We start from the raw sequence: 11,095 nt of genomic DNA, 5'->3' as shown, positions 1-11,095 counted from the left end.
CCGCAACATCGTCGAGCGGTTATGGGCGCGCCTCAAAGAGTGGCGCGCCGTCGCCACCCGCTACGAGAAGACCGCCGTCAGCTTCACCGGTGTCCTCTGCCTCGCCGCAACGCTCGACTGGCTCAGGTGACGACAGGCCCTAGACCAATGTCTCAGCGTTCCTGTCGAAGGAAGATTTTTGGGGCGCCCACTTTTTAGGTGGGCACAGCTTAGGCTGTCCGGCTGGGAGGGTCGAAGATGGAACGTCCGCTTCGCGGCGGAAGCTCAGGATCCGCTCCCCACCCCACACGGACCTTCCAGCAAGCGCGGCGACAGATCCCCCCATGATGGCGGAAGCCCGATGACAGAAGGCTCTGTTCAGCCCCCGTGTGACCCTCGACGAGGGCAAGTCTCGGCGCCCGGTGATCCGCGGCGTGACAGGGCCAGATCTCGCGCCTGGGACGCATCTATCGGAGCTTCATCAGATCATCGATCGCGCGCTCGACCTTCAGCCGCGCGCCGTAATGGATCATGTGGCCGAGGCCGGGCAGGAGGCGCAGGGTGCTGCCGGGAATCGTCGTGTGCAGCCGCACCGATTGCTCGCTCGTCTTGACGATCGCGTCCGCGTCACCGGCCAGGATCGAGACCGGCAACGTCAGACCGGGGTAGCGGCGCTGGAGCCCGGTGACGGCGGCGTTCATCGAGGCGGCGTCCTCCGACACCGCCCGCGCCTGCGTCGCCGCCGCCGCGATCTCGACTGGAAACCGGGCCTTGAAGCGAACCGGCACGGCTTGCGGCCAGAACACGGGCTGGAACGACTGACTGGCGAGCGATGCGCTCATCTTCGCGGGCATCAGCGCGCGGGCCGCATCGCCGAAGCCCGGCACGGCGAGCGGTGCGATCAGGGCCGCATCGGCCCGATGCCCCGGAAAGTAGGAGCCCGAGAGCAGCACGAGTCCGCGCAAAGGCCGCCGCCCGTCGGCCGCGAGCGCGAGGGCGACGATCGTGCCCCAGGAATGCCCGACGACGAGCGGGCGCTCGACATCGAGCTGTTCCAGCACCCGGTGCAGCAGCACGGCCTGGGCTTGCGCCGTCCAGACGCGGTGGCGGGGGCGGGCGGTGTAGCCGAAGCCGGGCCGATCGATGGCGATGACCCGGTAGCGCGCCGCCAGTCGGTCTATCAGGCCGGAGATCGCGAAATCCTCGGCCATGGTACCGTTGCCGTGAACCAGCACCACCGGCCGCCCGCGCCCGCGCAGGATGCAGTGAACGGGCAGACCGTCGACCGTGACGAACTGGCCGGGCGGCTTGCGGACGATTTCGGGCCCGGTCGAGCCCAGTGCCGCCTCGACCACTTTCTCGGTGTGGCGGACCGTCCGCTTCACCGATCGGGCCGTCGCCTTCCGCGTCTCGCGGATCGCCTGCTCGGTCGAGCGGGTCACGGCTCTGGTGACGGCTTTGGCCGTGCTCTCGAGCGAGCGCGTCAATTCCCGCGTCACGTGTCGCGTCGTCCGGTCGAGGCTCCGGCGCACGCGGCGCCGGGTCTGGCGGGATGAGTCGAAGGGAAACACGGCGCCTCTCGGGGCAACGGGCCGGCGCGGCCTTGAGCATCGTCCCGAGAGGCGGCCGCCGGCTTTCGGGGAAAGACGATGCGGAAACAAGAGGATAGAGCATCGTCCTGGATCCGATATCCAGGGCGATGCTCTAGAGCCGCGGATCCCGCGTCATCGTCGGAGCGACACTAGCGAGTTTCGACCGCACCGCACAACCAGGACTGGAAACGGAACGCGCCGCCCCCTCCTGCGGCGCTGCCCGTGCCCCTCAATGCGTCGGCAGCGAAGCCTCCGCCTTGTCGTGCCGGCCGAAGCGCTCGACCAGGGTGGCGCTGGCCTCGTTGAGGCCGACCACCTCGACGGCTTTGCCGTTGGCGCGGGCCTTCATCACCACGCGGTCGAGGGCGCCGACCGCGGAGATGTCCCAGAAATGCGCCGCGTGGACATCGATGACGAGGCGCTCCACCGGCTCGCGGACATCGATCGTATCGGTGAAGGTGCCGGCGGAGGCGAAGAACACCTGGCCCGAGACCCGGTAGGTGCGGGTGCGCCCGTCCGGCGACAGCTCGGCGGTGATCCGGCTCATCCGCGCGACTTTTCCGGCGAAGAACACGCCCGAGAGCAGCACGCCGACGAGCACGCCGATGGCCAGATCCCGTGTGGCGACCACCACCGCGACGGTGGCGAGCATCACCAGGGAGGAGGGCAGCGGGTTGGTGCGCAAGTCCAGTAGCGAGCGCCAGGAGAAGGTGTTCAACGAGACCATGATCATCACCGCTGTCAGCGCCGCGACGGGGACGATGGCCAGAAGGTCCTGCAGCAGCACCAGCAGCACGAGGAGGAATCCGCCCGCCACCAGCGTCGAGAGCCGGCCGCGGGCACCGGACGAGACGTTGATGACCGATTGCCCGATCATGGCGCAGCCACCCATGCCGCCGAACACGGCCGAACTCATGTTGGCCAGCCCCTGGCCCAGGCATTCCCGGTTCTTCGAACTGCCGGTATCGGTCATGTCGTCGACGATCTGCGCGGTGAGCAGGCTCTCCAGCAGGCCGACCGCGGCGAGCGTCGCGGAATAGGGCAGGATGATCCGCAGGGTCTCGAAGGTGAGCGGCACGTCGGGCAGAGCAAAGCTCGGCAGGGCTTTGGGCAGTTCGCCGAGATGGGCGACGGTGCGCACGTCGAGCCCGAGCCAGGCGGTGAGCGCCGTGAGCACGGCGATGGCCACCAGCGGCGAGGGCACCACGCGGGTGATTCTCGGGAAGCCGTAGATGATGGCGAGCCCCAACGCGATCAGCCCGTAGGTGGCCGGGGTCACGCCGGTGAGTTCGGGGAGCTGCGCCAGAAAGATCAGGATCGCCAGCGCGTTGACGAAGCCCGTCATCACCGAGCGCGAGACGAAGCGCATCAGCCGCCCGAGCCTCGCCAGCCCGGCGAGGATCTGGAACACGCCCATCAGGATCGTGGCGGCGAACAGGTACTGGACGCCATGGTCGCGCACGAGATCGGCCATCACCACGGCCGTCGCGGCGGTGGCGGCCGAGATCATCGCCGGGCGTCCGCCGGCGAAGGCGATGACGCACGCGATGACGACCGAGGCGTAGAGACCGACCTTGGGATCGACCCCGGCGATCACCGAGAAGCCGATCGCCTCCGGGATCAGGGCGAGGGCGACGACGATGCCGGAGAGGATGTCGGCCCAGGGTGAGCCGAACCAAGACGCGGCGAACCGCCCGCGGGCGGTCGTGGAAATCGATGACATGAAGAGAATCCGCAGAGGGACGCGGGCTCCGCCGACGATGCGGGGAGGGAAACGAGCGTCGCGAATGCGTGGTCCGGCGGATCGGCGGCCGGAAGAGCCACCCGGGCTTGCACCGGGTCCGAGCGATTGCGGTGAGGTTTACGGCGCGTTGCGTTGCAGCGCAATCCGGACGCTCACCGCAACAGGCTCACCACGACGGGAACCAGGATCGCCGTCAGGAACGCGTTCAGACCCATGGCGATGCCGGCGAACGTGCCGGCGACTTCGCTGACCTGGAAGGCGCGGGCGGTGCCGAGGCCGTGGGCGGCCAGCCCTGCCGCGAAGCCGCGGGCGCGCATGTCCTCGATGCGGAGGGTCCGCATCAGCGGCGTGACGATCACGGCGCCCGCCATGCCGGTCAGCATCACCAGCACGGCGGCGAGCGTCGGGTCGCCGCCGAGCGCCTCGACGATGCCCATGGCCACACCCGTGGTCACGGATTTCGGGGCCAGGGCGAGGCGCACGTCGTCGGGGATGCCGACGAGCCGGGCGAAGACGAGGGCCGAGGTCATTGCGGTGACGCAGCCGACGGCCAAAGCCGCCAGCATCGGCAGGAGCGCGCGCATCACCGTCGCCCGGCGCTCGTAGAGCGGCACGGCGAGCGCCACCGTGGCCGGCCCGAGCAGGAAGTGCACGAACTGTGCGCCCTCGAAATAGGCGCGGTAGGGCGTGCCGGTGAGCGTCAGCACGAGGCCGATCATCCAGATCGCGTGGATGACCGGGTTGGCGAGCGGGTGACGCCCCGCCGCCTGGAAGGCGCGGTCGGCCACCGCGTAGGCCAGCAGCGTCACCGTGAGCCACAGGAGCGGCGTGTGGCTGAGATAGACCCAGAGGGCGAACTCGCCCGTCATCGGTCGCCCCATCGGCGGTCCAGAAGCCTGGAGACCGCGACGAAGGTGAGCACGGTCGCCGCCAGCGTCAGGGTCACGGAGACGAGGAGCACCACGGCGAGCGCGAGCCCGTGGCTCGCCAGCACGTCGAGCCGGCCGACGATGCCGACGCCGGCGGGCACGAACAGGATCGAGAGATGCGCCAGCATCCCCTTGGCCGTGCCCTCCAGCCCGCCATCGACCAAGGGCGGCGGCAGAAGGCGGGTCGAGGCCGGCCGCGTCCGGTCGCGCAGCACCAGGAAGCCGAGGAGCAGCGCCATGCCGATCACCGGCCCCGGCACCGGCAGGCCGGCGGCGCGGGCCGCCACCTCGCCCAGAAGCTGGGCGAGCAGAATCAGGGTCAGGCTGACGATCATGATTGTGTCCGGAATCCCAAAGGGGTCATTCCTTTGGCCGGGAGCTGGGGCAGAGCCCCGGCGTCATCCAGGGCTCTGCCCTGGACCCGCGAAAGGGCTCGCCCTTTCGAAACCCCTGACCGCCCATCAGGCGCCGGCGGGCTCACGGGAGCCGCGGTGGCGGGCGGCGGCGATGCCGGCCTCATCGAAGCCCAGGAGCTTGCCGAGGCGCCAGACCAGCGCCTCCTCGAACTCGTGCACCTCACCGTCCGAGCCGGCCACCGACCACGCCATGGCGAGCAGCCGCTCGCGCTCCTCCGGGCTGCTGCCGTCGCTGCCGATCAGCTCGACGAGACTCGTCATGTCGCGGGTCTGCGTCTCGAAGGCGGCCGCGCGCTCGATCAGGCTCGCGGCCTCCGCGTCGCTCTCGGCGTAGCGGCGGCGCACGAGCCGCACCAGCCGCTCGGATTCCGCCGGATCGAGCACGCCGTCGGCGCGGGCGACGTGGACGAGCAGAGCGGTCGCCGCGAGATGCTCCTCGCTGCCGTCCGGCACCGTCTCGGCCGGAGCCGGCAGGCCGAAGGCCGAGGAGGCGTAGGAGAAGAGCCGCTGAAGAAGGGCCATGTCCGTTCCTGTCCGGTTTTGCGCGCCACCGTCGGGGGCGTGCCGCGCACAGGTCAAGCGAGGAGCGGGCCGGGGTGGCGCCCGCCGCGCCGTTTCGCGGGCGGCGTGGCTCGGCTGCACCGAGGTCAGGCCGACGCGGCCCTCAGCGCACCGAGGCGATACCGTCGGCGGTGGCCGAGGTGCTGACGTTCTGGCGCAGATCCGCCTCACCCAGCGTCTTCAGCTCCAGGCGCAGCAGCACGGTCTGGTTGCGCTCGCGCACGCCGATCGCGGTGGCGATGGGCGAGACGATGTAGTTGAGCGAGACCGTGGTGCACTCGTCCTGATAGCCGCCGCCGAGGCTCATGCCGGAGAGGTAGGCCTTGCCCGGATTGTTGTAGATCGGCGCCAGGCCGACCGGGTTGGCGAGGTAGGCGGTGTAGTAGTCGGTGAAGGTGTCGCGCGTGTCGAGATAGTGGGTGAGGTCGACGAGCGCCGAGCCGGTGACGAACCAGTTCGGGGTGATGCGATAGGTGGCCGACGCCGTCACGCCCTCGCGGCGATGGGGGAAGCCCAGGGCCGGCTGCGCCTCGTAGGTGGAGTAGAACACCGAGGTCTCGAGCGGCAGGAACGGCGCGAAGCGCGCGGTCAGGCCGGCCTCGAACCGGTTCACGGCGAAGTCGCGCTGGTCGAAGCGGGCGCGGGCGATGAAGCTGATGTTCTGGTTGGGCGAGAGCTGGAAGCGGCTGACGAAGTCCGAGCGGCGGTTCTCCAGGCCGGAATCGAGGCCGACATTGGCGAGATCGCCGCGGCGGAACGAGTTCACGCCCGCGATCTGGATCGACTCGCCGAACATCAGGTTGGCGTACCACCCGGTCGGGGTCACGACGGAGTACTGCGCGCCGAGATTGGCCCGCACGCCGCCCTCGACCCGGTCCCAGCCGGAGAACTTGTCCCACTGGAACAGGGAGGTGTCGTCGAAGACGAGGCTCTGCGCGTCCTCGTTCGGCAGCCGGCCGATGCGGGTCTCGGAGGGCCGGGCGATCACCTGGGCGATCGGCTCCAGGGTGTGAACGCCGAGCCCGCCGAAATCGGCGACGAAGGGATAGCGGTAATCGAGGCCGATCGCCGGCATGACGCGGCCGGAGAAGCCGTCATCGACGGTGGTGATGTTGTTCACCAGCGGGTTCTGGAAGCCCGACCGGCTCGGATTCACGAAGAAGGCGTCGGTGCGCAGGTAGGCGAACGGCGTGAAGACCTGGCCGATCTCGTCGATGAAGCTGCGCCGCCAGGAGACCTGGGCGGAGAGCCGCGTATCGGTGCCGCCGAGACCGCGCACGATGCAGCGGTCGCGCACGAAGGTGGTGCAGGTCTCGTAGAGCGGGTAGCTGATCCCGTTGACGCTCGGGGCGAACAGGTAGCTGCCGGTGCGCGGGATGCCCTGGAAGTCGGTCGCCTCGCGGGTCAGGCTGGTGACGTTGGCCTCGAAGCGGACCTCGCCGCCGATCGGCTGCGGGCCGTCGATGCGCTTGTCGTAATCGATGACGGGCAGGACGACGGGCTGCTCCTTCTGCCAGTCGAAGCTCGACAGGGCCTTGAAGTAGTAGCCGCGCGCCTCGAACCAGGAGCGGTCGCCCTGGCCGATCAGGTAGGCGGACGAGACCGCCTCGCGGAAATAGTCGGTGGTGATGCTCTGGTTGCGGATGCGGTAATTGTCGAGGAACCACTTGTCGGTCACGCCGACGAGGTCCCAGCCCGTGCGCCAGTGCTCGTTGATGAAGAAGCGCCCGCGCGACTCGACCGAGCCGCGGAACTCGCGGTCGGCCGCTCCCAGCGGCCCCGGCAGGAAAGCCGAGGGCGTCGTCTGGAAGATGCCCGACAGGCGCAGATTGTAGCTGCCGTTGTCGAGCCGCTGGCGGAACTCGGCCTGGCCCAACACGCCCTGGCGCGAGACGAAGGCGGGCGAGACGGTCAGGTCGTAGCTCGGATCGAGGTTGAAGAAATAGGGCGTTGCCACGCCGGTGCCGATCGCCGTCGAGGTGATGAAGCGCGGCGTCAGGAAGCCGGACTTGCGCTTCACCGTCGGGTCGGCAGACTCGAAATAGGGCAGGTAGGCGACCGGGATGCCACCGAGTTCGAGGGTCGAATCCTCGTAACTGATGGTGTGGGTCTCATTGTTGTGGATGATCTTGGCCGCCTTGATCTGCCACAGCGGCGGCGTCTCAGGACGGTCCTTGCACGGCTCGCAGGCGGTGTAGGTGGCGTAATCGAAGCTCGATTGCTCGCCCGCGATTCGCTCCGCCCGCGGGGCGGAGATGCGGGTGCGCACCGTCTCGCCCTTGAGCTGGACCGTCTGCTGAATGCGCAGGGCGTCGACGAAGCCGTTCTTGAAGTCGTCGGTCAGCTCCATCCGCTCGCCGGTGACCAGCGCCCCGGTCTCGTCGGTGAGGCGGACATTGCCCTCGGCGAAGACCCGGCTCGTGCCGCGGTCGTAGCGCACCCGGTCGGCCTGGAGCGTGCGCGCGCCGTAATGCAGCTCGGCATTGCCGCGGGCGGTCACGGTGTTGCGGTCGTTGTCGTAGATCAGCTCGTCGGCCTCGACGAGCAGGCGCTGGCCCTTCTCGTCTCCCTTGGAGCCGGCGAATTTTTCGAGTCCGGCCTGGGCATGGGCGCGCGGCGCGGCGAGCCCGTAGGCTGCCGTCAGCAGTGCGGCCATGGAGACCGTGATCGCGATGTCGGCGACCTTACGCAACGCGTCCCTCGAACCCTGTGCAGCCCCCTGCACGACGACCCAGACAGTCCCTGGCCAGACAGCCCCTTGCACGACCGAACCCGTCCCCACCCGGAGCACCGCGCATCAGCCGTCCTCCTGGTAGAGAAGCGTGAGCGTACCGAGGAGACTCCCTACCACGGCGGGGAACCACGCCGCCACTGTCGGCGCGACCATTCCCGACGCGCCCAGGCCCTCCATGACCTGCTGCACGACGTAGAGAACGAAGCCCGCGCTCACCCCGCCGAGCACGAGTTTCCCGACGCCACCAAAGCGGAAGAATCTTAAGGAAACCGTTGCCGCCACGAGAACCATCGCGAGGTAGAGCAGGGGCGTTGCCAGCAGCACATCGTACTGGAGGCGGTAGCGCGTGGCATCCAGCCCGGCCCGCTCGTGGCGCGCGATGGTCTCGGGAAGTTGCCAGAAGGGCACAGATTCCGGGGGGGTGAAGCGCTGGCGGATCTGGCTCGGATCGAGCGTCGAGGCGACGAGGTAGACCTCGTGGCTCTCGGGCGGTTCGTCGCGTGTGAGAACGCGCACATCGCGCAATTCCCACCAGCCGTCGTGCAGGATCGCCTGCGCTGCCTCGACCTGGGCGGTGAAAGCGCCCGCGCCGTCGAACTGGAACACAGTGACCCCGGCCAGCGTCGTCGTGCCCTCGATCGCTGTCTCGGCGCGGATGATCGCCTGCCCGTCGACGCTGCGCTGGCGCAGCCACAGATCCTTGCCGGTGCCGGCCTTGGTCGCCTTGGCGAAGATCTTCGCCTCGATCTCGCTGGAGCGCTGCTTGAGCGCCGCGGACAGGGGATTGTAGGCGCCGATGGCCAGCGCGCCGATCGCCAGCGCCACGAAGGCGCCGGGCTGGAGGAACTGCCACGCCGAGATGCCAGCGGCCCGCGCCACCACGAGTTCGAGCTTGCGCGAGAGCTGGAGCAGGGCGGCCATGGAGCCGAACAGCACGGCGAACGGCAGCACGCTCTCGGCCACCGCCGGCGTGCGGTAGAGCGCGAGCTGCGCCATCAGACCGGGCGAGGCGCCCTCGGCGTCGCCCGCCCGCCGCAGGAGCTCGACGAAGTCGAGGGTGTAGACCAGGGCGAAGACCGTGAGGAACACGCCGAGGATGGTGCGCACGAAGCGCCACGCGAAGTAGCGGCCGAGGGTCGCGCCGATCAGCATGATCGCACCCTCAGGCGCGCCCGGCCAGCGGGCGCCGCCGCAGGGCCCCCGCGAGCCGGCGCCCGAACCGGCCGAGCCCCTCGTTCATCGCCCGCACCCGGGCGCCGCCGAAGATCAGCAGGCAGGAGAGGGCGATGGCGCCGAGCGGGGCGGCGTAGATCGCCACCACCGCGCCGGGGCTGCGCACGGCGGCGCTGCTCGCGGCAAAGCCCGCGATGCGAAGCGCCACCACGCCGAGCACGGCGCCGGCCACGGCCAGCCCGCGGCCCTGGCGCGTGGTGCGCGGATCGCCGAGCGCGGCGAACGCGATGAAGGCGAGCGCCAGCGGGTAGAGCCAGGCGGAGAGCCGGTCATGCAACTCGGCCCGGAAGCGGCCCTTCTGCAGGCGGTAATAGCCCTCGCCCGTATCGGGGAAGAGCAGGGCCAGGGTCGAGCGCTCGCGCGGCTTGTAGATCGTCTCGGAATCCGGGGGCGTGAAGGCGGCGAGATCGACGGCGTAGCGCTCGTAGCTCACGATCGAGGAATCGCGGCTGTCCTTCTGCTGACGGTGGATGCTGCCCTTCTCCAGGACGAGGTAGGTCTGCCCGTCGACATCCGCCACGCGCCCGCGCTCGGCGAGGTAGACCACCGCCTTGCCGGCCTCGCGCTTGTCCTGGATGAACAGGCCCTGGAGCGAGCCGTCGGCGCCGCGCTCGCGGAAGTGGAAGGTGATGCCGTTGTCGAGCGCCGTGAACTGGCCTTCCTTGACGACGTTGGCGACGAAATCGCCGCGCACCCGCGTCAGCACATCGCGCAGTTCCTGGAAGGAGGAGGGCATCACCTGGATCGTCAGGAAGGCGACGACGACACTGACGGCGAAGGCGAGCGTCGCGAAGGGCCGCAGCAGCTGGCGCGGCGGCATGCCGGCCGCCGACATCACGATGAGCTCGGAATCGCCGTTGAGCTTATTGAGCGCGTAGACGCAGGCGATGAACAGCGCGACCGGCGCGATCACCGTGATCAGCGTCGGCAGCGACAGCGCGGTGATGAACAGGAAGACGAGGAGCGTCTGCCCCTTGGCCGTCACGAGATCGAGTTCGCGCAGGGCCTGCGTCACCCAGATCGTGCCGGTGAGGCCGATCAGGCAGGTGAGGAAGGCCCCGAGCGCGATCCTGAATATGTAGCGCTCGATCTGCGTCATCCGCGCTGCCCGAATCCGTCCTTCATCCACGCGCCGTGAGCGGCACCCCGTGCAAGGGACAGGACGCCGAGACTGCCGGCTTCGGGCGCCCGGAATGAGGCCGTTTCGCGGCGAGGCGCGTGAGGCTGGACAAGCGTGCCGCAGTGATTTTCACTGAACCGAGTTTGAAGGCCGCCATTGGGAGGCACCGATGCCGACGCCGACCGGTCAGATGACCGTCACGCTCACACGCGAATTGGAGCAGTTTGTCCGCGACAAGGTGCGTGAGGGTGCCTTTGCCACCACGAGCGAGTACATCCGTGATCTCGTGCGTAGCCGCTATCTCGCGGAGAAGGAGCGGGAGGCCCGGCTGCAAGCCCTTGATGCAGCCCTCGCGGAGGGCGTCGCCGATGCGGAGGCGGGCCGCATCGTTCCGGTCCATGAGGCGTTCACCCGCATCCGCGCCGAACTCGGGATCGATAACGAAAGCGGCGACACGTGAACGTCGTCCTCACCGAGGCAGCGGTCGGCGATCTCGTCCGCATCGGCCGCTTCATCGGACAGGACAATCCAGCGCGGGCGGCGAGCTTCGTGGCCGAACTGGAGAAGCGCTGCCAGAACCTCGGCTTCATGCCACAAGCCTTCCCGCTCCTGCCTGGGCGCGAAACCTCCGGCATTCGCCGCCGTCCGTACGGCGACTATCTGATTTTCTACCGTCTTCAGGCGGGGCGGACCGAGGTACTGCGCGTGCTGAATGGGGCGCAGGACTACGAGGCAATCCTTTTCCCAGTAGATTGATTATCCCTCGCGAAACGCCCGACGCATTGCA

General features: G+C 69.1%; 11 protein-coding genes and 1 other annotated feature. Of the genes, 3 read left to right on the top strand and 8 right to left on the bottom strand.

Annotation, left to right across the window (positions count from 1 at the left end; genetic code table 11):
- Positions 1-130, top strand: a 130-nt coding sequence (locus MFF24_RS24035; protein ID WP_238228572.1) for a transposase, incomplete at its 5' end; no start/stop codon positions are given.
- 316 nt (positions 131-446) lie between these two features.
- Here the strand turns inward: MFF24_RS24035 and MFF24_RS24030 are convergent.
- The 8 genes from MFF24_RS24030 to lptF all read right to left on the bottom strand — a co-directional run bounded on the left by MFF24_RS24030 (position 447) and on the right by lptF (position 10,287).
- Complete coding sequence (locus MFF24_RS24030) at positions 447-1,550, bottom strand: alpha/beta fold hydrolase (protein WP_238228569.1); 1,104 nt, start codon at positions 1,548-1,550, stop codon at positions 447-449.
- Positions 1,551-1,800: 250 nt separating this feature from the next.
- On the bottom strand, positions 1,801-3,294 hold the full coding sequence (locus MFF24_RS24025) for a SulP family inorganic anion transporter (RefSeq protein WP_238228567.1): 1,494 nt from the start codon (positions 3,292-3,294) through the stop codon (positions 1,801-1,803).
- A gap of 67 nt (positions 3,295-3,361) precedes the next feature.
- Positions 3,362-3,417, bottom strand: a sequence feature (sul1 is cis-regulatory element that is thought to sense ions involved in sulfur or methionine metabolism; They are found in Alphaproteobacteria).
- A gap of 50 nt (positions 3,418-3,467) precedes the next feature.
- Positions 3,468-4,184: an LrgB family protein gene (locus tag MFF24_RS24020; protein WP_238228565.1), complete on the bottom strand. Its 717-nt coding sequence runs from the start codon at positions 4,182-4,184 to the stop codon at positions 3,468-3,470.
- Positions 4,181-4,579: a CidA/LrgA family protein gene (locus MFF24_RS24015; protein WP_238228563.1), complete on the bottom strand. Its 399-nt coding sequence runs from the start codon at positions 4,577-4,579 to the stop codon at positions 4,181-4,183. Before MFF24_RS24015 ends, MFF24_RS24020 begins: the two co-directional genes overlap by 4 nt.
- A gap of 126 nt (positions 4,580-4,705) precedes the next feature.
- The gene (locus MFF24_RS24010; protein WP_238228560.1) at positions 4,706-5,182 is read right to left on the bottom strand and encodes a tellurite resistance TerB family protein; all 477 of its coding nucleotides are present in this window, start codon (positions 5,180-5,182) and stop codon (positions 4,706-4,708) included.
- A gap of 142 nt (positions 5,183-5,324) precedes the next feature.
- Positions 5,325-7,913, bottom strand: a complete 2,589-nt coding sequence (locus MFF24_RS24005) for an LPS-assembly protein LptD (RefSeq protein WP_207625258.1) — start codon at positions 7,911-7,913, stop codon at positions 5,325-5,327.
- Positions 7,914-8,018: 105 nt separating this feature from the next.
- Positions 8,019-9,107, bottom strand: a complete 1,089-nt coding sequence (gene lptG, locus MFF24_RS24000; RefSeq protein ID WP_108941498.1) for an LPS export ABC transporter permease LptG — start codon at positions 9,105-9,107, stop codon at positions 8,019-8,021.
- Positions 9,108-9,117: 10 nt separating this feature from the next.
- Complete coding sequence (gene lptF / locus MFF24_RS23995; protein ID WP_133090021.1) at positions 9,118-10,287, bottom strand: LPS export ABC transporter permease LptF; 1,170 nt, start codon at positions 10,285-10,287, stop codon at positions 9,118-9,120.
- A 190-nt stretch (positions 10,288-10,477) separates the two neighbouring features.
- On the opposite strand from lptF, the gene MFF24_RS23990 reads away from it, so the two are divergent.
- Both MFF24_RS23990 and MFF24_RS23985 read left to right on the top strand, forming a co-directional pair.
- Positions 10,478-10,768, top strand: coding sequence for a type II toxin-antitoxin system ParD family antitoxin (locus tag MFF24_RS23990; RefSeq protein WP_238228558.1), 291 nt, complete (start codon positions 10,478-10,480; stop codon positions 10,766-10,768).
- Complete coding sequence (locus tag MFF24_RS23985) at positions 10,765-11,064, top strand: type II toxin-antitoxin system RelE/ParE family toxin (RefSeq protein ID WP_238228556.1); 300 nt, start codon at positions 10,765-10,767, stop codon at positions 11,062-11,064. The genes MFF24_RS23990 and MFF24_RS23985 overlap by 4 nt, the downstream gene beginning before the upstream one ends.
- The last annotated feature ends 31 nt before the right edge of the window (positions 11,065-11,095 follow it).

Origin of the sequence: Methylorubrum aminovorans, assembly GCF_022179725.1 — a bacterium.
GTDB classification, from domain to species: Bacteria; Pseudomonadota; Alphaproteobacteria; order Rhizobiales; family Beijerinckiaceae; genus Methylobacterium; species Methylobacterium aminovorans.
Note: the sequence above shows the minus strand (reverse complement) of the source record. Positions and strands in the feature narration are given on the sequence as shown.